This window comes from Peribacillus sp. NPDC097224 (genome assembly GCF_044761985.1).
Lineage (GTDB): Bacteria > Bacillota > Bacilli > Bacillales > DSM-1321 > Peribacillus.
Genome location: NZ_JBIWDK010000002.1, coordinates 536,832 through 560,215 on the forward strand (window position 1 = coordinate 536,832; position 23,384 = coordinate 560,215).

A 23,384-nucleotide genomic window follows, 5' to 3' on the forward strand; every position below is an offset into this window, starting at 1 on the left:
ACATACAAAAAAGCATCCCCCATCAAAACGGAGGATGCATGTATGGCAACGGAACAAAAAAGGGACATAGCTCTGCCACACACCTCCCCATCCGCGTGGTTACCGGTGTACAATTTTGGCAGGTCTCCTGGCTCATGGTCATTGCTAACGGCACCTTCCCATATTATTCATACAGTGGTATACATCCGTTAACTCCCATTTACAGTGGCGCGACCGCGTTGGCATTTCACCAACTTCCCTTTCAAGTCCTTACAGACACCAAATTGTTCATATGTATATAATTTCACTGCCTTTCATTATACACCATTTAGGAAATCGTATTATATGATATTTCAGATTACTTTAAATTAAGATTTGGAACGCAAAAAGGCAACCATCACATGGCTGCCTTCTATAGCTTTAGATGTCACTATTAAAACGGCATGTACTTTGATCACGTAAAAGACCTAGATCTTTCGGCACCATCGTTTCAATCAAAAAGTCATCCTCTTCCTCATAAATGATTTTCTTCATTTCGATTCCAAAGTACTCTTTCATCCGGGCTTCCGTCATCACTTCGCGGACTTCGCCATACACCACACGCTTTTCCTTGGCAGTCATTAAAACATGGTCAGCCAAGTAGAATGCGTGGTTCGGATAATGCGTGTTTATGATACAAGAAATGTTCTTCTCTTTCGATAACCGCTTTAGTGTCTGTAAAATCACGATTTGCTTTTGAATATCAAGATGCGATTCTGGCTCATCAAGAATCAATACATCCGGGTCCGATACAAGCGTCCGGGCAATCAAGGCCAGCTGCAATTCCCCACCACTGACGGAATTACAGGACTTTTTGGCAAGGTGAGCAATGCCAACCATTTCAAGAGCAGCGATGGCAGCCTCCCGGTCCTTTGCAGAAGGCTGGGACAGCGTACTGATATAAGGCGCCCTTCCCATAATGACAAGCTCTTCCAAAGTAAATCCGAAAACCATTTTATGTGCCTGAGGAACATAACCGATTCGTTTCCAGATCGTTTTGCGTGATAGCGCAGTAAGCGGCTTTCCGTCGATGAGCGTTTGACCCTTTTTCCAATCAAGAAGGCCGGTGATACACTTCAGCATCGTGGTTTTACCGGCACCGTTCGGGCCAAGGATCGCCATGATTTCTCCGTCATTCAACGAAAAGTCAATGTCGCTCTGGTAAAGAAAAGGAGCTTTCTCTCTTTTTTTAGCATAGAAAAAATTCCCTCCCTGCACCTCGATTTTCATGACCACCCACCTCCTGTCTTTCTAAGTAGAATCGCAAAGAATGGTGCGCCGATAATGGCTGTCAATATCGATAGCGGAATTTCCGTAGCCGTTACAGAACGTGCCAGGTTATCGATCAGGAGTAAATAGGCACCACCAATCGATAGGGATACCGGTAAGACAAGTTGATTGTTGTTCCCGACGAGCATTCTTGCCACATGAGGGATAATCAATCCAACCCAGCCAATGATACCGGCTATCGCTACAGAAGAAGCCGTAATTAACGTCGCACCAAGAATGACCGTCCACTTCAATCTAGTGACCGGGATACCTAGCGATTTTGCTTCATCCTCAGGTAAGGTCAGTAAATTGATTCTCCAGCGTAGTGAATACAAAATCACGATGCCGACAAGGATGATTGGTCCACCCACATATAAATCCTTGTATGTGGCCGTTCCAAGGCTTCCCATTAACCAGTATGTGATGGCTGGCAGCTTTTCCTCAGGGTCGGCGACAAACTTAATTAACGAGATCAACGCTTGGAAAAGGGCGGAGGTGACAACCCCAGCCAAAACAAGCATGAAGACCGGTGAATCTTTTTTGCCGCTGATTATGAACGTGAAAACGATGGCGGCTAAACCACAGCCAAGTGCCAAGACTTGAGATGCAAAACCATGTCCCAATAATAAAATCCCAAGGGAAGCACCGAACCCAGCACCTGCAGACACTCCTAGGATATCGGGACTGACCAAGGGGTTGCCGAACATCCCTTGGAAAGAGGCGCCTGCAATCGATAGGCCCGCACCGATTAACAAGGCCAGTAAAATTCGTGGCAGACGTATTTGAAGGACCACTGTTTCTTCCATCTGTGTCCATGTTGGCTCGATTGGAAACACGGTTGAAAGCAATATTTTAATTTGAGTCCCTAAGTCCATTCCAAAGCGTCCGATGCTCAATGATAGGAGAACCATCGCAATGGGCAATATCCAGAAGAGGACCGTTTTCCATTTTTTCATTTTCATTCCCTACTTTACTGTTTTGCGGCTTCGGAAGATGGGTGAAGAATGTTCTCTACTTGTTCTTCCGTTACATCATAATCATAGAACTCTGAGTAGTAATCCGTGATTTCATCCTTCATATCATAATCAAATAGCTCGGGATGATTTTTCTGAGCCATCCATTTTAACATAAGAGGTGCATCACCGCTTGGTGGGAACCATCTATAGATGCCCAGCGGAATTTTATATACATTTCCTTCTTGTACAGCACTGACCTGACTCCAATCTTGTCCGTTCACTGTATTGTTCGTTAGGTCTTCAGGCTGAGTTGTCGAAAAGTTCGTAATGTAGATGATATCCGGGTTCCATTTGTAGATTTGTTCCATATTGACTTCTTTTGTTCCTGTAACTTCTTCTGCTGCTATATCATAGGCCCCTGTAGCATTTAACCATTGGTTACTAAAGAAGTTCTTCCCACCGACCATGATGCTTTTATCACTGTGCTGATAGAGGATCAATGCTCTAGGCTTGTCTTTATCTTTAATGCCATCTAATTTCTTATCCAATTCGGCTTGCACGGCTTGGCCTTTTTCCAAGAACTTGTCCGTTCTTTCGGTAGTGCCCGTAATTTCCCCAGTCAGTTCCAACCAACTGTTGAAGGTAGCCAATGGCTCCGCAGCTGCTGCATCCATAGGGTTGAGTGCCACAACCGAAACACCTGCATCTTCTAATTTGTTTATGGACTTTTGGTCCTGTGCTTTTTCAAAGTAAAGTTGCGGATTGACTTTCATCAATTCTTCCACGTTCACTTCGCCATTTTTAATGAATGATGTATCTGCCTTTAAAATATCGGGTGATATTTCAGAAAGAATCGAGTTTTTCGCGGCATTATACGCATTAGGATGCAAGCCGACAACTTCCTTCGTCGAATTCGTCGCTACATACCAAGTCGAGAAGTACGGAAGAATGCCACCGACCGCAATACGTTCCACTTTACCTGGTACCGTTACATCACGGCCAAGTTGATCTTGAATCACTTTTTCCTCTGCAGTCGTCTGTTTTTCTGAAGTATTGCCTTTCGAATCATCCCCAGAGTTTCCACAGCCCGTAATCAAAGCGGCCATCGCAGTGGTTGCCGCTAACATTGTCCATTTCTTCTTCATAAAACTTCCTCCTTATCCTTCTCTAAGCCACTTAGCCATCCCATGTAAGAATGGTTTAGATTGGTCGATGAATCCAAGTCCAATGTGGAATATTGGATCAAGGGTGGTAATGATCAATTCGCCTTTATAAGACACATCATCGGTGTAGATGATCGAGCGACCGTCGGGAGTATTCACAAGTGATTTTGCCCCTTCCGGAACTTTGAACGTCCCGTGGTAATGCCACTTCATATCTGATAGGGATACATGTTGATATAAAGGATGATCTGTATTTTCAGCCATTAAAGGTAAATCTCCATGCTCCTTCACCCACCAACTGAAATTCACTTCAGATTCCTCCCAGTCTATACCAGGAAGCCAATTATCCAGCACTTCACCGAAAACGACTAGACGTTTTCCCTCTTGAAGGAACTTCACGAAAAGCGATTGGTACCGTTTTAAAAGCATTAGGGACATCCGATCATTAACAATTAGCGTGTCATATTGACTTAAATCATATGTATGGAGCTGACGAAGTTGAAGCACATCATCATACATATAAGCAAACTCATCCATTTGAAAGAAACGATGATGGAAACTATAACCGTTATCTAAGATTGCCACTTTCATTGCTTTGTTTCCCCCTTGTTTGCTTCATACTCTTCGCGTATCCAGTCCAAAATTTGTTGACGTAGCACACGCGAACTATTTTCTTGGATTCCAAAGCGGTACAGATCCGTTCCTGCACCCGCGACAATCGTGCCACCGGTCGTTTTTCGGTCAATGTAAATGATTGCTTTTCCTTCTTGGTCTTCAACGATTACTTCTGAATGTTCTGGAGCCTCAAGATATCCTCTTGAGAAAAAGCCACGAACCCCTTTTTTATAATTCAAATCATAAGGGTCAATTCCTGCGAACATAGGATGTACAGGCTCAGTCAAGCGGATTTCACGGTCCTTCAAAGAAATCGGAGAACGCATCCAATTTCCGCAACCAGGTAACCAAGGTAGGAAATTTTCGGTTTGGGAAAGAATGACGCCGCCATCATTCAAATAATTTTCGATGATTTCTTTATGTTCAAGTAAAAAGGCCTCTTCCACGAAATTAGTCACGATGACCCCAGCATATGCCGAGAAATCAGCAAATGGAATATCATACAATTGCAAAGAAACCAAACCATTTTCATGATCGATGTCTTTAAGTCTTGTGAATTGAATATCAGTACTTATATAGGCTATAGGTTTCATAATCAACCATCTTTCTTATATTGATATAATATTTTTTCGATTGTAAATATTGTCAAATGTTGATTTAACGGGATATAATCACTTTTATTTATTACTTCAAGATAGAATATTTATGTTTATCAGTATAAGTGATAATGATTATCATCGTCAACAAAAACTTTTATCCAGTTGGTTTTATCAAAAAACTAGTGGGGTAACTGATGGACTCCACCGTAGTTAGCCTTTCTCTGTCGAACGAAAAAGCATGGCGCGAAAGGTATTTATCGCCTTCTTCACACTGCCATTCAGACACTACAAGGCAGTCAATATAGATAATTTCCCATGAATATTTTCGCAACAAGAGGCTATAACCTTGAAATGTTTACTAATAACAAATATAATAAGAAAGTCGTCGTTACCTTTATATGTCCCAGTAGCTCAGTAGGATAGAGCGACAGCCTCCTAAGCTGTAGGTCGTAGGTTCGATTCCTATCTGGGACGCTAAATTGAAAACAGCCAAAACCTTGTAATATGGAGGTTTTGGCTGTTTTTTTTATTGGAACAATGATAAAAGTAGAAATATTGATGTATGTTGTTTATTAAAAGAGGGATATGACATCCAGCCTGTCCAATTATTCATACCATTTAATGAAGGCTGCCTTCCTTTATGTCCATATAAAGTGTTCGGTCTGATTGAACTTCAGCATAAAAGACATCAGAGATTGATGTAATACCAGCTTTAGCTAATTGACCATTCAACCACTTCATATCAAGGTTTAACTGATCCAGGTTATCCATGTTGACTACCCCATCCGAAATAACGCCTGTTATGATGGGCGAAGGGTTCTTTTGAAGATTTCCAATATTCATGTCGCCTCTTACGATAGGCTGCTTATGTTCTTTCTTCATAACCGAAAGCTTACCCGTAATTTCAAAAATGGCATATTCCACTTCAGTGATTGAGAATATACTTTTTTGCCTAAGCAATGCCATTAACGTATCTGCATCCAAGTTAACCTTGCGAAGTGGTTTTTCCATCATTTTACCGTTTTTGATAATGATAAGGGGTTCCCCATCAATTACTCTTCGTGCTTTTTTAGACTTAATGACAATTCGTCCAGATAAGATCGTAAGTAAACTCCATATCATTAAGGCGACCATACCATTTTGAATGCTTAAACGATGGTTGAAAGAAAGATTTCCCGCTATTGAACCGATGGAAATGGCAGAAGCAAAGTTGAAGAATGTCATCTCTGAGATTTCTTTTCTTTCCATCACCCTTGTTAGAGTCAAAAGAATAACAAAGGACAATGATGATCTAATGATTATTTCGATAACCCCAAATCAATTCCCCCTTTTCTACAATATTATTTCCACAATTGATATAAATATCGTAAAAAGGTTATTTTTCTCGAAGGCGAAATAATACAAGACTCTAAATAATAATTACTCGTATATTTTTTTACTTTTTTTAAAAAAATTGTTTAAACTTGTCCCAATCGGGTAGATAAATAGTGTAAGACATTCTCACCAAAGGAGATGATGTGCAAGATGAGTACTATCAGAAGCCAATGGAACAAAGAGAATGACGCAGCGGTGTTTAGTCCCGGTGATCAGCGTTAGAAGCTAGTGAAGCTTTCATGAAAACCACGAGGAAAATACAAATCTTCTCATCCAAAGGAGGATACCAACATGAGTATTTACAGCCAATGGAATCCAGAGAATGACGAAGCAATTTTCAGTCCAGGTGATCAGTGTTAGAAACTAGTAAAGCATTCGATGAAAACCATGAAGGAAAATGACAAATCTTCTCACCAAAGGAGGATACCAACATGAGTATTCACAGCCAATGGAATCCAGAGAATGATGAAGCAATTTTCAGTCCAGGTGATCAGTTGCCCTTCAGTGCGCTCACACCATTAGAAACGGTCAAACAGACGACCGATAAAACACCTGAATTTGATTTACAAGGTACCGTACTGAATAAAATCTAATTGATATTGATGAATGATAGAAAAAGGATGGAGCAAATCTGCTCCATCCTTTTTTCATATTCAGATGAACTTCGCTACTTCATCTAACGACAATCTTGTAGTTTGGAAAGAAGGTGAAGCTGCCTTCCCTTTTGCAATTAAGACAATCGGAACATAACGTTCAGGCACATCGAATCTTTCAATGAATTGTTGTTTATTATACCCACCCATTGTAAGTGTGTCGTATCCCTTAGATTTCGCTATTAGCATAAGCTGCATCGAAACAAGTCCAGCATCAAAATTAGCCATACTCTCCCTGGTTTCTCTTGAAGCATCATTCCGATACTGGACTTTCCTATTATTTATCGAATTTCAGTTTCGCCAATGCATCCGCTAATGCTGTATTGATTGGCTCCTCTTTGTTTTGCTTTTTCATATAATTCGAGACTTCATTTTTAGACACTTTCTTATTCTTGTTTTGACCTTTTCGTTTGTTATATGAAGAAAGCTTTTCATGAAAGCCACATTTACATGTGAACGTCTGTGCTTCTCCTTGCCCTCTCATTTCCATTTTCTTATGGCATTGTGGGCATCTTGCATTTGTTACACGTGAAACACCTTTTTTATGCCCGCATTCTCGGTCTTGGCAAACGAGCATTTTCCCTTTTTTACTGTTTACTTCAAGCATCAACTTGCCGCAATCCGGGCATTTTGTGCCGGAAATGTTATCATGCTTGAATTTTTGATCACTCGTCTTGATTTCGTGAACGATATTTTTCGCATAGGTGCGCATATCCCCAATGAATGTACGCTTATCAAGCGTTCCGTTAGCAATGGCGGTTAGCTTCTGTTCCCATTGTGCGGTCAACGCTGGCGAACGTAGATCTTCGGGAGCCAACTCGAGGAGCTGTTTACCTTTTGAGGTAACATGAAGACCTTTTCCACGTTTTTCAATCAGGAAACTATTGAACAATTTTTCAATAACATCGGCCCGGGTCGCAACGGTGCCGATTCCCCCGGTTTCCCCCAACGTCTTAATGAGTTCCTTGCTTTCCCCAGCCATGAAACGAGCGGGATTTTCCATTGCAGATAACAAGGTGCCCTCATTGAATGGCTCCGGTGGTCTTGTTTCTCCCTCTGTTTGTTTCACTGCCGTGATGTCTAAGATGTCACCATTCTCGAGTGTCGGAAGCAATTGCTCTGTAAGGCCATCACTTGCCTCTTCTTCCTCGAACTGATGATCATAGACTTCCTTCCAACCTGATTTCAAGATGACTTTTCCTTTAGCGACGAATGTTTCACTGCCCACTTTTGCGGTAACGGTCGTTTGCTCATATTCAAATGGTGGCATCAGAACCGCAAGGAACCGTTTGACGACAAGGTCGTAAATTTTCGATTCCTTGTCACTCAATTTACCCGGTAGAGGCGTTTGCTCAGTAGGTATGATGGCATGATGATCACTCACCTTGCTGTCATCCACGAATGATTTATTAGCCTTGATCGGGCTACGCAAGATTCTCGATGCATATTGGGCATATGGCTTGATGCTGACTGCCTGTAATCTTTCTCTCAGCGTCTCGACCAAATCCGAGGTTAAGAAACGCGAGTCCGTTCTTGGATAGGTCAGGACTTTGTGTCCTTCATATAAACGTTGCATGATGGAAAGTGTCTCTTTCGCCGAATAACCGAATTTCTTATTGGCATCCCTTTGTAGCTCAGTTAGGTCATATAACTGGGGCGCAAAATTCTTCTTATGGGCTTTTTTCACTTCCACCACTTCAGCCTTTTTGTTTTTCACATCAGCAAGGACTTTGTCTGCCTTTGCCTTTTCGAATGTGCGTATATCTTTCGAATGGACGTCTTGCCAGACAAGGCGTAGTTGAGATTCTGCCGTTACCGTAACGCCATAAAATTTCCTCGGCTGAAATTGTTTGATTTCCTTTTCCTTGGCAGCTATCATCGCTAGTGTAGGCGTTTGAACCCTTCCGCACGATAACTGGGCATTATGCTTCGTTGTCAGTGCCCTTGTAGCATTCATACCGACAAACCAATCCGCCTCGGCCCGAGCAACTGCAGAGGCAAATAGATTCTCGTACTCTTTCCCATCCTTCAGCTTGTTAAATCCATCCTTAATCGCCTTATCAGTTACCGATGATATCCAGAGCCGCTTGATTGGTTTTTTAACATTCGCTTTTTCCAGAATCCAACGTGCAACGAGCTCCCCTTCCCGTCCTGCATCGGTTGCGATGATGACGTCCTTGACATCACTGCGGTTCAATTGTGTTTTTACCGCTTGAAACTGCTTTCCGGATTGCTTGATTACGACCAATTTCAAGGATGGAGGCAACATAGGGAGGTCTTCGAGCCGCCATGTTTTGTATTTTTCGTCATACGTTTCCGGATCTGCATGGGTAACTAAATGACCAAGCGCCCAGGTGACGATATACTGACTTCCTTCCAAATAACCGTTGCCTTTTTTTTCGCAATTCAGCACTTTTGCTATATCTCTTCCGACCGATGGTTTCTCGGCCAGTACGACTGTTTTACTCATCAAATACATCCTTTCCCTTTTAAACTGATTCTCTCATTATCTCATATATTTTTAGTCAGGGCGATAAAGGACTAGGGACTAACAACTAATGTCGAAGTGACTTAGGCAGACCGTCTAGTTGGTGAACCATTTATCGGTGGACCCCACCTAATTCATGCGCAATATGTAAATTACTAGATTAGATAGCAATCTAGTACAGATTTTAGTATGATGAAACGTAGAGATTTTTTCAAAATAATTGGGAGGTTCAACATAAATGAGCTTACTTTCTATAGATAATTTGGCACACAGCTTTGGTGATCGGACATTATTCAGAGATGTTACGTTCCGATTGATGGCTGGGGAACATGTAGGCCTCGTCGGCGCTAACGGCGTAGGTAAATCAACAATGATGAACATTATTACCGGGCAACTGATTCACGATGAAGGCCGAGTTGATTGGACACCTGGTGTTGAATATGGCTACCTTGACCAGCACACCGTCCTGACTAAAGGCAAAACGATACGCGATGTGTTAAGAGATGCCTACTTACCTTTATTCGAGCAGGAAAAAGCTTTGAATGAAGTGACCGAGAAAATGGGTTCAGCGACACCAGAGGAACTTGAAGAACTTTTGGAACAAATGGGGGAAATCCAAGATAAACTCGAAGCTGGGGATTTTTATAATTTAGATATGAAAATCGAAGATGCGGCACGTGGGTTGGGCTTGGATGCGATTGGCCTTGAGCGTGACGTTTCTGCTCTGAGTGGTGGACAGCGGACAAAAGTATTGCTGGCGAAACTACTATTGGAACAACCCCAAGTACTACTGTTGGATGAGCCGACAAACTACTTGGATGTGGAGCATATCCGTTGGTTGAGCAGCTACTTAAAGGAATATCCAAACGCATTCCTATTGATTTCACATGATACCGAGTTCATGAACGGCGTAGTTGATGTCATCTTCCATCTAGAATTCTCGAAATTGACCCGTTATACGGCGACATACGAAAAATTCCTTGAACTTGCTGAACTGAATAAGAACCAACATATTAATGCATACGAAAAACAGCGGGATTTCATTAAAAAGCAGGAAGACTTCATCGCAAAAAATAAAGCCCGTTATTCAACTTCTGGCCGGGCAAAAAGTCGGGAGAAGCAATTGAATCGCATAGAACGTATCGACCGTCCGGAAACGGCGATGAAACCGACTTTCGATTTCAAAGAGTCACGTGCGAGCAGCCGATATGTATTTGAAGGGGAAGATATTGAAATCGGCTATGACCGTCCATTACTTCCAAAACTTTCAATGAACATAGAGCGCGGGGAGAAAATTGCCATTGTGGGATGTAACGGAGTGGGGAAATCCACACTGTTAAAAACGATTCTTGGTAAAATCGAGCCACTAAGCGGGAAAAGATCACTTGGTGATTTCCTCTTCCCTTCTTATTTTGAACAAGAGGTACAAGCAGGCAACACGACACCGATCGATGAAGTGTGGAACGCATTCCCTCATCTCGATCAACCTCAAGTACGGGCTATCCTCGCGCGGGTTGGCTTAAAAAATGAACATATCACTCGCCCGATGGCCCATTTAAGTGGTGGGGAACAGTCCAAGGTCCGCTTATGTAAGTTGATGCTTACAGAAAGCAACTGGCTTCTGTTCGATGAACCAACAAACCATTTAGACGTGGTGGCCAAGGAAGAATTGAAACGTGCATTGAAAGAATATAAAGGAACGGTTCTGATTGTCTGCCATGAACCCGATTTCTACGAAGATTGGGTCACGAAAGTATGGGACGTCGAAGAATGGTCGAACAACAACTAAATGAACGATCAAAGAGGGTGCCGCATACATTGCGGGCACCCTCTTTATTTTATTGAACGGGACTGGTCATGCTCAATGATTAATGCATGTCCCCACTACGTTCAGCTACTAACGTATACGTTTTAGGTATCCCAATGTCATGGATTTTGTGGTTTGGTTCTTCTTCAAGGACTTTGATGATCAAACCGGATTCTCCGACTGCCGTTATGAGTTCACCCATGGTCCATTTGCGTTGGACCACTTTCGAAAGGCTTTGCTTATCTTCATCAGGCATATGTTTGGAGAAAGCCACCTCGTTATTTTCAATGGCAGGAGCAAAATAATTGCCTGTCACCTTATGTTTTTTGCCAGAAGAGGTTATGAGTTTCGTCGAAATTGGATGGAACTCATGCAGCACGAATCTTCCCCCCGGCTTCAACATCCTTTTTACCGTTTCGAATAATGGCTGCAGATCTATGAGGTAGTGAAGGACACCCAGTTCCATCAAGACCAAGTCCTGATCTCCTAATGCATGTTCGGGCGGCAAGGACATCACATCCGAGACAATATATTCAATGCTGACGTCGGATGATTCAGCCAGTTCGTTCGCGAAAGTAGCATTTTCCCGAGAGAAATCCACGACCTTAACGTCAGCTCCCAACATCGCCATGGCGACTGCCTTGACCCCATTCGATCCCATTAAATGTGTGACTTTCCGACCCACTATGTCTCCCATATATTTATAAAATGGATGCAATCTCCATCGCGGGTTGTGCTTGATTTTCCCTGCCAATTCATCCGGTTTTCCGTAACGGTTCACAAGGGCTAGATAATTATTTTGATTCCAGGCCTGTTCATTTTCAGCTGTAAAGCCCTTTTGTGCCGATAATAGATACGCATGGATTTCATCACGATTACTCTGCATTTCAGCATTGTAAAGGTAGCTGTATAGGGATTGGCACCAAAGCTCGGTTTCCCCTACTGGTATGAGTAATCGGTAAGGGTCCGTTTTAATTGTCCTATTGAATAAACAGCGGACCGTAATCAGTATTCCATCCTTTTCAACCTGGAAAAAGGCTGTTTCAGGATTCTTTTCGGGCTGTGAAGGAGCATGATCTATGAAAAGGGAAAATGTTTCATCAAAAACATCCCACTGCACGTCGACCGAGACATTTATAGTATCCTTTATTTCAACCCCTTGTATAAATAAAGCGGAGGGTCCCGTAAATTGATAGGGAATGTTTCCATCCTCAAGCAATTCCCCTATCCATGTAATTGTATGTAAATAGTTTCCGTTCATGCGAACCTCCTAGATCAGTAAAAATCAGTAGAATCAATCTTCCATAGCCAACGACAAACCTGTGCGCGTGAGGGAGATCAGTTCTTTGTCACCTCGATCGATTCCATACACAAGCAGCCTGACGAGCATGTAAATCGCCCTAAATCTTGCCAGGTTTTTGACTTCGGTTTCAATTTCACCATAGATTTCAAAAAAGGACCGTCTCGCCTCTTTTGGAAAGTAGCTGTATAAAAAAGAAAAATCGATAGCTGGATGCCCGATATGAACGTCCCCCCAGTCAATGATGCCCATTAGTACACCCTGGGCATCGAGCAAGACGTTCCGGACATGAATATCACCATGGACAAGGGTATCGCATGTCCCTTCATACGATGCATCCAGGTCTTTCAAATACATCGAAACGGCATGGGCCTGTTCAGAATAGCCTAGTGCCACTAATGCTAAGAGTTGCTCATCAAGGCTGTCCTGCCGGAAAGAAACATCAAGTCTCCGCATTCCATCAGGCTGTACACCCAATTGTTTCGCCGTTGGCACAGGAAACCCGTGAAGCACTTTCAGGAAGTGGGCAAACTTTATTGCCGAGGAAATCTTACTTTCCATGGTTTCCTTCACAGGTAAGTGTCCCTTCACCATTTTGTAGCCAGTAAAGGGATATGGATAACTACTGCTCGGCTCTCCAAAAAAGACCGGTTCAGGAATGGCTAGCGGAAGATTTCCGGCCAATGAAGGCAAAAGCTTGTTTTCCACTTGAATTAAGGTAACAGCAATGGGTCTTCGGGGAAATCTGAATACATACTCCTCATTCAACTGAATGACCGTATTGTCAAACCCTTCCCCGATTTGCCTCACCTTTTCCAAGCCCACATCGGGAAACTGCTTCTTTATCAAATTCTTTGCAAGTTCTAAGGAAACTGGATATTCTGCCAACCATGGTTTGTCCAATTCTCCTTCCCCCTTTATCGGTTTCTGCCCCTGCTAGGTGAACCTCCTGAATCATTGCGACGGTTCCCATTCGGACTATGGGTATTCCCCCTTCTGCCTTGACTCCCTCCTTGTCGTTCTCCTCGGACATTGTCGCGACTACGTCCCCGACTTTCATCCCTTTGATCTCCTCGTGTGTTCTCGCGTTTAGGACCTCGGTTTGCAAAGCCCTCACGTGTATTCTCTAGACTCAACTCACGATTGTCGGCCTGATTAGCGGAGCGGTGACTTCCTCGGTTCGGACCTCGCGTATCGATTCTTTCTCTATGACGGCGTCCACCACCCGAACGTGGACGACGCGCTTCCCCTTCAGATGAGTCGCGGTCATGACGCTTCCGTTTATTCTCGACTTCGCCCGGCTGGAACATCTTAACCCCTTCGATCTTTCTCCGTTCAATTTTCATGGAAATACCTTTTTCAATATCACTCAAAAGCTGAAGATCCTTCGTAGCAATAAAGGTTACGGCTAATCCATGCTCACCGGCCCTTCCTGTACGTCCTATCCTATGGATATAGCTTTCGGCATCTTCAGGAACATCGTAGTTAAAAACATGTGTCACGCCTTCAACATCCAGCCCACGCGCAGCAACATCCGTGGCCACTAAATATTGAAGCTTCGCATCCCGGAAGTTTTTCATGACGCGCTCTCGTTTTGCCTGCGACAAATCCCCATGAAGTTCATCCGAGTTGAAACCAGCCGCCTTTAAAGCATCGTTCAAAACAGAAACACGGCGCTTTGTCCGGCAAAAAACAATCGCCAGATATGGCTGTTCTTCCTTTATGATGCTGATCAGTGAGGACTGTTTGGCCCTATCCGTCGTTTCAATGACAAGTTGACGGATCTGCTCGACCGTCACTTGCTCAGCTTTAACAGCAGCTGTCAATGGTCTATCCATATAACGCTTCGCCAACTGATGGACTTGTTCTGGCATCGTCGCGGAAAAGAGCAACGTTTGTCTTGTCTCTGGCAATTGTCCCATGATTTCTTCCACTTCCGGTAAAAATCCAATATGGAGCATTTGGTCCGCTTCATCCAAAACAAGCGTTTCGGTTTGGGATAAATCAATGGTTCCCCTTCGTAAATGGTCTAATAATCGGCCCGGTGTAGCTACCACGACAGAAATATTCCGTGTCAGCTTTTTCATTTGCTGCTCCACATCTTGTCCACCATACACGGCTAGCACTTGCAATTCCTCGATCTCATTGGCGAACTTTTTCAGCTCAGCCGTTATCTGTAACGCTAACTCCCTAGTCGGTGTGACGATTAATGATTGAACGTGGGAAGCTTTTGGGTCGACTTTTTCTAATATTGGAAGCAAAAATGCCAATGTCTTCCCTGTTCCTGTCTGTGCTTTCGCGATGACATCCCGTCCCGCCATTATGTCAGGTATCGATTTTTCCTGTATCGGGGTTGGGCTGGTTATGCCGGTTTGCTTCAATATCGTGTTAATTTCTGGGCTTATGCCAAGCTCGATGAAATTTGTCATGTATCGGCCTACTCTCTATATTTGTGATATCTTATTTAAATCATCATTACATCCATTGTCTATTATTGATTCTACACTAAGGCAATTTCCTTTACTCCAAGTTCTTTGTTAGTATATCATTATCTATTTTTGAGAGAAAATTTTTCATGGTATTGTGCTTTAGATGTTTTTCTAATATAATTTATAAGATTTTAAATTTCTGACTAACTATACTATTTGAGCTACTTGCCTGGAAAAAGGTGGGCGTCTCCTCCTTGTAAATGTCCGTACAAGGAGTTTTTGTATATAAAAAGAAGGAGTGGCCGCATGTTTAAATTAAAAGAACGGAAAACGAATATTAAGACAGAAGTCCTTGCAGGGCTTACAACCTTTTTAACATTAGCTTATATCATCGTTGTAAACCCCAAAATTCTTTCTGATGCTGGTGTTCCTTTTGAACAGGCTTTTACAGCAACCATCATCGCTACCTTAGTCGGTACTCTTTTCATGGCTTTTCTAGCCAATTATCCGATTGTCATTGCTCCTGCGATGGGATTGAATGCCTATTTCGCGTACTCTGTCCTAGGCACGCATGATATCTCGTACACGGTTGCCTTTTCGGCAGTCTTTGTTACAGGGATTATCTTCGTCATATTATCGCTTACTTCTTTCCGGTCTAAACTGATTGAAGCGATCCCCAATAATCTGAAACATGCTATCAGCGCCGGGATTGGTCTATTCATCACCTTTATCGGGCTTCGTTTATCTGGGGTCGTAACGAGTCATGAATCGAACCTGGTGACCCTAGGGAGCTTCAGAGACCCAGGAGTGGCACTTACCTTAATCGGTTTGGTAATAACCATCATTTTAATGGTCCGTAAGATTCAGGGTTCCATTTTCATCGGGATGATCATTACAGCGATCATTGCCCTATTTACTGGACAACTTAAAATTGAACATTTTGTTTCGGTGCCATCGTTACCCGAGGGCATCATTGTCGCTAATCCAATCACTTCTTTTGCGGATGTTGTAAACTACGGCCTATATGGTGTAGTGTTTTCCATCCTTCTCGTTATGCTTTTCGACACCACCGGAGCCCTAATCGGGATTGTGCGCCAAGCTGGGTTATTGAAAGACGGAAAGTTGGAGAAAGCAGGAAGTGCTTTCTTCGCGGATTCCGTTGGGACAACAATCGGAGCCATGTTCGGTACAAGCCCTACTGCCGCCTCCGTGGAGTCCTCGGCCGGTGTAGGTTCAGGTGGTAAAACAGGGTTAACCGCTCTTGTCGTAGCCATTCTTTTCTTGGTCACTGCTTTCTTCAGCCCACTTATCGGGGCAGTATCAGATATTGCGGCCATCACTGCACCTAGCTTGATCATAGTTGGTAGCATGATGATCAAAAGCATCAATGAGATTGAATGGACCCATTTCGACGAATCTTTCCCAGCCTTTTTGGTCATTGTTACGATGCCTCTTACTTCAAGTATCGCCAATGGTATAGCACTTGGATTCATCTCATATCCAATACTAAAAATCGCAAGAGGGAAATTCAAAGAAGTCCATCCGTTAGTATACATCTTTGCCGTTCTTTTTCTTTACCAACTCATTTTCTTAGCATAAAAGAGAGGAACCGTGACATCACGGTTCCTCTTTTCATGTCCTATCCTCGCCTTTAACCCCCTTCGAATCCTATCAAAAAAAAGGATATCCAACATTTTGTCAGATACCCTTCCTCTTTTACTGATTCATTTGATCAAGAAAGTCGCCAAGAAGATCATCCAGATTTTCCTCTTCTGGTTCCGGTTGCTCTGACTGTTCTGAAGTCTCATCGAAACTCCAATCAAAATCATCCAGATCCATTTCGGGTAATTCCTTCGGTTCTTCTTCCAAACTCCTCTCCACCAATTCTTCCTCTTCCTTTACATAGACATCCTCATTGATTCCATTGCTGTTTAGTGAGGCCAACAAGGCCGTAGCCCGTAAAGGATCGGATAAAAGATGGTACAAAATCGTTCCAAGCATTGCTTCTGAGTGGGAATGCTTTAGCCAGTCACGCTGAGATTTACTAAGCTTATTCGGCATGGGCAAGGCAACCATCTCCCGTTCCTGATGAGAGGATTGCCCAACGCCATCAAGAACATACTCAGCAATTTTACTGGAAAAATTTCTTCTTTCCGTTTCCTTTAATTTCTGCAGCTGCCTTAACGTATAATCGGATACATCTGAAGGGATACGAAAAGTGATGGCCTGTCCTCTTTTGATTTCAGAAGAAGCTGTTTTTTTCATTTTCTCACCTATTTAACTGAACCTGTACGTTGTTCTTTCTTCTTATGTTGAGATTGTTGCTCTTCCTTTGAATTCCGGCGTTTAAAGTCGGAAATCAGCTTGTAATAGGCGTTGGCCATCATCCAAACGCTTTCTCTTTCATCTTCAAAAAAGTCGATATTGTACCCATCAAAGTTTTGATTGAGTGTTTTCAAGTAATCCTTCAGTACAATTGAACCCCCACCTACGAAGTAGCAAATCTCCGTCTGTGAATTCTTTTTCCAAACGTTGCGAAGATGACGATATTGTTTTTTTGCAAGCTCCCCTAAAATGCGGTCGACAATATCATGCACACTTGTCCGACTTCCACGGACCATTATATGGTTCCGGTCGTTTTTTTTCGTGATAATCTCCACCACGTCACGTCTGCTGTCCAATTCGACACCATGTTTCTTCCTGATTTCCTCACGAATTGATTCGAGTGCTTCAGCCACACCAAGGTTAAACCCTTGTGCTTTATCATCATCCACTTTACGGTTCTTAATGACCGCGATATCTGTCGAAAGTCCGCCGATATCTTGAATAAGAATTCTTTTGTCGATCAGCTCACGGTTAATGATGTTCAAATCATTGTCCATTACTAGATTGATATAAGCTGCAAACCCTTCAGGATAGACCTTCACTTCATCAAATTTAATATTCACTTTCAATCCCTGATATTTAGGCGTGATTAAAAATTCCACTTGGTGAACCGAACCCACTAATTTCGAGCGATATCCGACATCTTTCCCTTCCTTCACTTCACGGAGCGGAAGGCCCGTACCCAACGTATAGTTCGCTTCGACGACATTATTAACCTTTTTGAAGCGATCATTGTTCCCCTGTTTAGCCGCATCCAATGCCAGTGCCGCAAAAAGCATGATCAACGTTTGGTCTTCTTCCGATTTACTGCTGCCTAAATCCAATTCTGTAGGGTTATCACTTTTTGTCGCTAAATTCCCAACACGGTAAATAGCATTATTATCTTGAAGTGCTGGTGAGTGAACTCTTATATGAATTCCATCCAATGGGTTATTCTCATCCAGTTCCTCTATCCCGATGACCGGCCGGTCCTCAATATCTTTTGCAATGACATTCGGTATATATAGTTCAGACTCTAGTTTTCCAAAAATAGCTTTGATAGCATCATTACCTACATCTACTGCTGCGATTCTAGAACTCATCTTAAAACATCCCCTTTTTTTAAAAAAATGCCAGACAGTGTACTTTAATAAGAATAGAAAAAAATACCATAATAGTCAATGATTCGATAGATATACCTTTTCCTAAAATATGTATTCATTTTGTATACATTAGTAACAAGTGTGTACACACCTTGTATATAGCCATGTATACGTGTTTGTAAACATGTTTACTATATTGTTTACAAACTATCTTATTTTGTTTACATGTATACATTTTTGTATACAATGCAAACCATTTCCTTTTTATAACATCCATCTACCAAAAAGAGGATAAAAAGCTAGGTGAAAGGGAATGGTAATAAACGGAAACCATTCCTAAACGTCTGGAGGAATTTAAAAATGACTGAAAAAAATACAGAACTCCCACAGTATCCTGAACCCTTCTGGAGAAGTACATTGACTTTTCCTTCATTCCCCAAGGTAGAAGAAGATATTAAAACAGATGTCTTGATTGTTGGGGGCGGGATCACAGGCATAACTTCCGCTTATCTATTAGCCAAGCAAGGAGTTCAAGTCACACTCATTGAGGCGAGCGAGATCCTAAACGGAACCACAGGACATACAACAGCCAAGATTACCGCCCAGCATGGACTGGTTTATGACAAGCTAATTGCAGCGCATGGCGAGGAAAAGGCAAAACTATACTATGAAGCAAATACTGAAGCAATGAATTTAATCAAGGAATTGGTCGAGGAACATTCTATAGAATGTAATTTATCTAAACAAGATGCTTATGTGTATGCAAATACTGAAGAATATGTTAGTAAGATTCAAAAAGAATTGAGGGCCTATCGTAAACTCGGTATTCCCGGTGATTATACCGACACTATACCCTTCTCCATTCCATGCAAAGCCGCGGTAATCATGAAGGACCAGGCACAGTTCCATCCATTGAAATATTTACTGGGACTTACCTCCCCCATTCTGGATGGTGGCGGGAAAATCTTTGAACATACGACAGCCATGAAGATTGAAGATGGAGAGAATCCGACCGTTCTGACTGAGGATGGTCATAAAATTAAATGCAACCATGTCATCGTCGCTTCTCATTTTCCTTTTAATGATGAGATGGGTTTATACTTTGCACGGGTCCATGTAAAAAGATCCTATGTCCTTGGCATTAGGATGAAACAGGAATATCCGGGAGGCATGTTTTACAGCGCGGATAGCCCTTCGCGTTCCCTTCGCTATACGGAAAACGACAATGGGGAAAAGCTGATTCTTGTAAGCGGAGAAGGGCATAAAACCGGGCAAGGTATATCCACAATAAACCATTATGAGGCTTTACAGGATTTTAGCTCCCACTATTTCAAAGTGGAGGACATCCCTTACCGTTGGTCGGCTCAGGATATCGTGACGCCTGATGACCTGCCATTCGTTGGTCCGGCAACCCCCAATCATCCCCGGGTGCTCATTGCAACCGGTTATGCAAAATGGGGCATGACAAATGGAACCATTGCCGCAAAAATCTTGACTGACCGCATTTTACAAAAGGATAACCGATATGCGGACTTGTATGATCCCGCCAGATTAGATGGAATGAAAAACATGGTGAAAGATAATGCGGATGTCGCGAAGCATATGATTCAGGGCAAGCTTTCCATCCTTCATAAAAAGCCAGACGACCTAGGATTGGATGAAGGGGCCATTGTCAAAGTGAATGGGGAAAAGGCTGGGTGTTACCGAGATAAAGAAGGTCAACTATTCATCGTGGACTCGACATGTACCCATATGGGATGTGAAGTCGCGTGGAACAGTGGGGATAGGACTTGGGATTGTCCGTGCCATGGCTCACGTTACTCTATTACTGGAGAAGTTATGGAAGGTCCTGCAGTCGAGCCCCTCAAGAAAATTCGGTAATAACGGATACCTAGCGTACATTGCCCTATTATTCTCGACTATAACAACTGTTTTCCTTATACTGAAGGGACTGCAGTAACTTGCAAATACCTCTAAAAGGGATTGAAGTAAAATGAACGGTAAAAACCGAAAAGATATCACTCCAGGAACCTCTGTAGACATTGTACTGAAAGCAGATCAACGAAGCGGAAAACTAACAAGTGGTACAGTAAAGGACATCTTAACAAACTCTAGCAGTCACCCACATGGAATAAAAGTACGGTTGACAGACGGCCAAGTTGGCAGGGTCCAGGTCATTCATAAATAACATGCACTCGGTTTGAAACCGAGTGTTTTTTTATATCCTTATTCTTTCGATCAATCCTTCAACAAAAGGGAGCATGTTTTCCCTTACGGTCCCGTACAATAGGATAAACTCACTTTTATAAAAGGTTGGTGTCTTATGAATCAGGAATTTAGCAGTCCCAATCGAAATTATCTTGATAACCCTCACGCTTTAAAGGTATCCGGCTCTGAGACGCTTCAGGCTGCCCCTGATCAGGCGACCATTACCCTGGGGGTCATAACAGAGGATGAGGACCCCCAGAAGGCTCAACAAGCCAATTCACAAAGCATTGCACGAGTCATTGCTGGACTGAAGTCCATTGGCATTTCCGAAGATCAATTGAAAACGAGTGAATACAGGATTGACCCGCAATATGATTATGTTGGTGGAAAAGAACTGTTTAAAAATTATAAGGTCCATTATATAATCCAAGTCCAAACAACTGAGATTGAGGCCATTGGCATCATAATTGACACGGCTGTCAGCAATGGGGCCAATTCCATCTCCAGTATCCGTTTTTCCTTGTCCACTCCAGAGGTCTATTACAATCAAGCCCTTTCACTAGCTTTAAAGAATGCTTATGAAAAAGCACTCTCCATGGCGAGAACGATAGGAGTTACCTTGAACCCCATTCCCACTCTCGTTGAAGAAATGTCGGAAACAACTCCTCCTGTTCTTTTCCAAACCAGTTCCTACACCAAAGCAGCCACTACCCCCATCCAACCTGGTGAATTGAACATTACCGCTACAGTAAGAGTGGAATATACTTACTAAGTTGCCGGTTTCCAAAGTAAAACCCTCTATTGGCAAGGCTACTTGCCAATAGAGGGTTTTTGTTTTTAAAAGACGACCGTTTTGTTTTCATGAACAAGAACGCGGTCTTCCAAATGCCACTTCACAGCATGAGCAAGTACCCTGCGTTCTGCAGAACGACCAATTTTCTTCATCTCTTCTGCAGAGTCACGGTGATCGACACGTTCTATGTCCTGCTCGATGATGGGACCTTCATCTAAATCATTTGTCACATAGTGGGATGTTGCCCCTATCAACTTAACACCGCGGGTATATGCGCGTTCATAAGGTCGAGCCCCTATGAATGCAGGTAGGAATGAATGATGGATGTTGATGATTTTATTCGGATGGGCTGCCACGAAATCGGGTGTCAAAATCTGCATATATCGAGCCAATACGATTAAATCAATTTTAAAGTCCTCCAGCAATTTAAGCTGCTGCGCTTCCACTTCTTTACGAATCTCTTTATTTGCCGGAATATAATAAAAAGGAATATTCATGGATTCGACAATTTCCCTAGTATCTTCATGATTACTGATGACCATCGCTATATCTGCTAGTAGATTGCCGCTTTGCCACTCCCATAACAACTCAAGTAGACAATGTGGTTCTTTCGAAACGAAAATCGCCGTCCTCTTTAAATCACTAACGTAATTGAACGTCCATTGCATGGAAAACTTTTCTGAAATTTCTTGAAAATCTTTTTCCATGTCTCCTGATTTCGCTTTTAAGTTGGGGCAATCAAATTCAATTCTAGTAAAAAAAGTCCCGCCATTTGGATTCATGGAATACTGACTCAATTCAACAATATTCGCTTCATATTCTTTTAAAAAAGCCGTTACCGTTGCGACTATGCCTGGTTGATCCGGACATTTTATTATCAAACGTCCTCTATCTTCATTTTTTTCACGGTATGCCTGTAATTGCTCTTGCACAAAGTTGTTCACCATTATCCCAACTGCCCTTCGTCTTTTTGGCTCTATTATACTTTATTTCGTCAGCAATGTTAAAGTCAGTCCATTACTCCCCGATTAATAAGCACGATAATCCTTGTCTGAAACCTGTACTGCTTTCAACACCCACTCCGGATTGGAAGGTAATACATCCCCGTATACCGGCTTTTTTATTATTTCTTCGGTGGTTTCCACTTGCGTACCGTTTTAATAAGGGGGATTTTTTTCGATTGGATTTTCAATGACTTGATAGACACCCAGCTATCCAGTGGCTTGAACATAACGGGAGAAGAAGTAAATGCAAAGTCCTAGAACCTCTAAGAATTGCATAGTAAAAGAGATTAAAAGACAAGAATCGGCTGATTAAGGACGATTTTTTTTGATATTTGGACATTTTGGGACGTTCTTCCCAAAATTGGAGGTTATGACAGAAGACATGTTGGGTATAAAACACTTTATCAGTACCTAAAAGGGGGATTAGAAATAATCATGAAATTATCAGTAAAATTCATTCTTGCATTATTGGTCATTCTTGGTCTCATGTCCGGCTGTGCTGAGAAGGATCAGCTTGAAGATGGTAGTAAGCTGATTAATGAGGATCAGTTCATCTTCGCTTCCTCAGGTGAATTCAAACCATTCAGCTATGTCAATGATGACATGACTGTAACTGGATTTGATGTCGAGGTGGGAACGGCCATTGCCAAAGAATTAGGACTTGAAGCAGTTCCTAAGCGAATAAAATTCAAAGGAATTGTTGAAGGGGTCAAGACTGGTCGGGCAGATGCAGCTGTTGCCAGTCATACCATCAATGAACAGCGTAGTAAACACGTTTCCTTCTCTACTCCCTATTACTACTCTGGTCCTCAAATCTTTGTGCGCCCTGATAGTGATATCGAGACAATCGAGGATTTAAAAGGAAAAGAAGTAGCCGCGTCTAAAGGTTCTACATACGCAAACACCGCTGAAGAATATACAACCAATGTAAAAACCTATGATAGCGACATCACGGCCCTTAAAGCATTGAGCGGAGGGCGTCATGATGCTGTCATAACGGATTTTGTCACCGGAAAAGAAGCCGTGAAAGAAGGCTTTGAAATTGAAGGACGACAATTGATTGAACGGAGTGAGCAGGCGATTGTACTGCCACAAGATAACCCTGAGTTGCTCGCACGTGTCAATGCAGCACTCGACAATCTCCGTGAAGACGGAACGCTTGCTGAAATCAGCAAAAAGTACTTTGGTGAAGATATCACGACCAAACCTGAATAAAGATAGATAGAAAGGGAGTTGTTCCA

Annotated in this window: 21 protein-coding genes, 1 tRNA gene and 1 riboswitch; of the genes, 8 read left to right on the plus strand and 14 right to left on the minus strand. The window is 42.6% G+C overall.

From position 1 onward, the window contains the following. Positions 1–100: 100 nt before the first annotated feature. A riboswitch (cobalamin riboswitch) is annotated at positions 101–278 on the minus strand. Between the two features lie 121 nt (positions 279–399). From ACIQXR_RS06075 to ACIQXR_RS06095, 5 genes are read right to left on the minus strand one after another with little or no spacing between them, the layout of a single operon-like run. Further along, a complete protein-coding gene (locus ACIQXR_RS06075; RefSeq protein WP_402870129.1) occupies positions 400–1,248 on the minus strand; it encodes an ABC transporter ATP-binding protein in 849 nt (282 codons plus the stop codon). Then, the gene (locus tag ACIQXR_RS06080) at positions 1,245–2,243 is read right to left on the minus strand and encodes a FecCD family ABC transporter permease (RefSeq protein WP_402870125.1); all 999 of its coding nucleotides are present in this window, start codon (positions 2,241–2,243) and stop codon (positions 1,245–1,247) included. Before ACIQXR_RS06080 ends, ACIQXR_RS06075 begins: the two co-directional genes overlap by 4 nt. Before the next feature lie 14 nt (positions 2,244–2,257). Then, positions 2,258–3,388, minus strand: a complete 1,131-nt coding sequence (locus ACIQXR_RS06085; RefSeq protein WP_402870123.1) for an ABC transporter substrate-binding protein — start codon at positions 3,386–3,388, stop codon at positions 2,258–2,260. Between the two features lie 12 nt (positions 3,389–3,400). Next, complete coding sequence (locus tag ACIQXR_RS06090) at positions 3,401–3,997, minus strand: hypothetical protein (protein WP_402870120.1); 597 nt, start codon at positions 3,995–3,997, stop codon at positions 3,401–3,403. Continuing rightward, the gene (locus ACIQXR_RS06095; protein ID WP_402870117.1) at positions 3,994–4,614 is read right to left on the minus strand and encodes a hypothetical protein; all 621 of its coding nucleotides are present in this window, start codon (positions 4,612–4,614) and stop codon (positions 3,994–3,996) included. The genes ACIQXR_RS06090 and ACIQXR_RS06095 overlap by 4 nt, the downstream gene beginning before the upstream one ends. A gap of 406 nt (positions 4,615–5,020) precedes the next feature. Between ACIQXR_RS06095 and ACIQXR_RS06100 the strand changes: the two genes are divergently transcribed. Further along, positions 5,021–5,094 (plus strand) — tRNA-Arg (locus ACIQXR_RS06100). A 144-nt stretch (positions 5,095–5,238) separates the two neighbouring features. Here ACIQXR_RS06100 and ACIQXR_RS06105 read toward each other — a convergent pair. Then, positions 5,239–5,928, minus strand: coding sequence for a YetF domain-containing protein (locus ACIQXR_RS06105; RefSeq protein WP_403079755.1), 690 nt, complete (start codon positions 5,926–5,928; stop codon positions 5,239–5,241). A 497-nt stretch (positions 5,929–6,425) separates the two neighbouring features. Here ACIQXR_RS06105 and ACIQXR_RS06110 point away from each other — a divergent pair, with 497 nt between their 5' ends. Next, on the plus strand, positions 6,426–6,587 hold the full coding sequence (locus ACIQXR_RS06110) for a hypothetical protein (protein WP_402870111.1): 162 nt from the start codon (positions 6,426–6,428) through the stop codon (positions 6,585–6,587). A 60-nt stretch (positions 6,588–6,647) separates the two neighbouring features. Here ACIQXR_RS06110 and ACIQXR_RS06115 read toward each other — a convergent pair whose 3' ends face one another. Beyond that, on the minus strand, positions 6,648–6,932 hold the full coding sequence (locus ACIQXR_RS06115) for a nitroreductase family protein (protein ID WP_402871297.1): 285 nt from the start codon (positions 6,930–6,932) through the stop codon (positions 6,648–6,650). After that, positions 6,925–9,117, minus strand: a complete 2,193-nt coding sequence (locus ACIQXR_RS06120; protein ID WP_402870108.1) for a DNA topoisomerase III — start codon at positions 9,115–9,117, stop codon at positions 6,925–6,927. Before ACIQXR_RS06120 ends, ACIQXR_RS06115 begins: the two co-directional genes overlap by 8 nt. A 256-nt stretch (positions 9,118–9,373) precedes the next feature. Between ACIQXR_RS06120 and abc-f the strand changes: the two genes are divergently transcribed. Further along, the gene (gene abc-f, locus ACIQXR_RS06125; RefSeq protein WP_402870105.1) at positions 9,374–10,924 is read left to right on the plus strand and encodes a ribosomal protection-like ABC-F family protein; all 1,551 of its coding nucleotides are present in this window, start codon (positions 9,374–9,376) and stop codon (positions 10,922–10,924) included. A 79-nt stretch (positions 10,925–11,003) separates the two neighbouring features. On the opposite strand, the gene ACIQXR_RS06130 is transcribed toward abc-f, so the two are convergent. The 3 genes from ACIQXR_RS06130 to ACIQXR_RS06140 are packed head-to-tail and all read right to left on the minus strand — an operon-like array spanning position 11,004 to position 14,671. Beyond that, positions 11,004–12,203 carry a class I SAM-dependent methyltransferase gene (locus ACIQXR_RS06130; protein WP_403079738.1) on the minus strand — a complete coding sequence of 400 codons (1,200 nt, stop codon included), beginning with the start codon at positions 12,201–12,203 and terminating at the stop codon, positions 11,004–11,006. Positions 12,204–12,236: 33 nt separating this feature from the next. Then, the gene (locus ACIQXR_RS06135) at positions 12,237–13,145 is read right to left on the minus strand and encodes a phosphotransferase (RefSeq protein WP_403079739.1); all 909 of its coding nucleotides are present in this window, start codon (positions 13,143–13,145) and stop codon (positions 12,237–12,239) included. Between the two features lie 14 nt (positions 13,146–13,159). Then, positions 13,160–14,671 (minus strand): DEAD/DEAH box helicase, encoded by a 1,512-nt coding sequence (locus tag ACIQXR_RS06140; protein WP_403079741.1) that lies wholly within the window; start codon positions 14,669–14,671, stop codon positions 13,160–13,162. A gap of 306 nt (positions 14,672–14,977) precedes the next feature. Here ACIQXR_RS06140 and ACIQXR_RS06145 point away from each other — a divergent pair, with 306 nt between their 5' ends. Continuing rightward, complete coding sequence (locus ACIQXR_RS06145) at positions 14,978–16,270, plus strand: NCS2 family permease (protein ID WP_402870094.1); 1,293 nt, start codon at positions 14,978–14,980, stop codon at positions 16,268–16,270. Positions 16,271–16,387: 117 nt separating this feature from the next. On the opposite strand, the gene ACIQXR_RS06150 is transcribed toward ACIQXR_RS06145, so the two are convergent. Both ACIQXR_RS06150 and ACIQXR_RS06155 read right to left on the minus strand, forming a co-directional pair. After that, positions 16,388–16,936: a hypothetical protein gene (locus ACIQXR_RS06150; RefSeq protein WP_402870092.1), complete on the minus strand. Its 549-nt coding sequence runs from the start codon at positions 16,934–16,936 to the stop codon at positions 16,388–16,390. Positions 16,937–16,944: 8 nt separating this feature from the next. Next, on the minus strand, positions 16,945–18,138 hold the full coding sequence (locus ACIQXR_RS06155) for an Alp7A family actin-like protein (protein WP_402870090.1): 1,194 nt from the start codon (positions 18,136–18,138) through the stop codon (positions 16,945–16,947). Positions 18,139–18,498: 360 nt separating this feature from the next. Between ACIQXR_RS06155 and ACIQXR_RS06160 the strand changes: the two genes are divergently transcribed. The 3 genes from ACIQXR_RS06160 (at position 18,499) to ACIQXR_RS06170 (ending at position 21,118) form a co-directional block, all read left to right on the plus strand. Then, a complete protein-coding gene (locus ACIQXR_RS06160; RefSeq protein ID WP_402870087.1) occupies positions 18,499–20,019 on the plus strand; it encodes an FAD-dependent oxidoreductase in 1,521 nt (506 codons plus the stop codon). Positions 20,020–20,131: 112 nt separating this feature from the next. Continuing rightward, positions 20,132–20,326 carry a YwbE family protein gene (locus tag ACIQXR_RS06165; RefSeq protein ID WP_057914066.1) on the plus strand — a complete coding sequence of 65 codons (195 nt, stop codon included), beginning with the start codon at positions 20,132–20,134 and terminating at the stop codon, positions 20,324–20,326. A gap of 135 nt (positions 20,327–20,461) precedes the next feature. Continuing rightward, entirely contained in the window at positions 20,462–21,118 is a 657-nt protein-coding gene (locus tag ACIQXR_RS06170) for an SIMPL domain-containing protein (RefSeq protein WP_402870085.1), read from the plus strand. A gap of 65 nt (positions 21,119–21,183) precedes the next feature. On the opposite strand, the gene purU is transcribed toward ACIQXR_RS06170, so the two are convergent. Continuing rightward, on the minus strand, positions 21,184–22,086 hold the full coding sequence (gene purU, locus ACIQXR_RS06175; RefSeq protein WP_402870082.1) for a formyltetrahydrofolate deformylase: 903 nt from the start codon (positions 22,084–22,086) through the stop codon (positions 21,184–21,186). A 492-nt stretch (positions 22,087–22,578) separates the two neighbouring features. Here purU and ACIQXR_RS06180 point away from each other — a divergent pair, with 492 nt between their 5' ends. Next, positions 22,579–23,358, plus strand: coding sequence for a transporter substrate-binding domain-containing protein (locus tag ACIQXR_RS06180; protein ID WP_402870080.1), 780 nt, complete (start codon positions 22,579–22,581; stop codon positions 23,356–23,358). Positions 23,359–23,384: the final 26 nt, after the last annotated feature.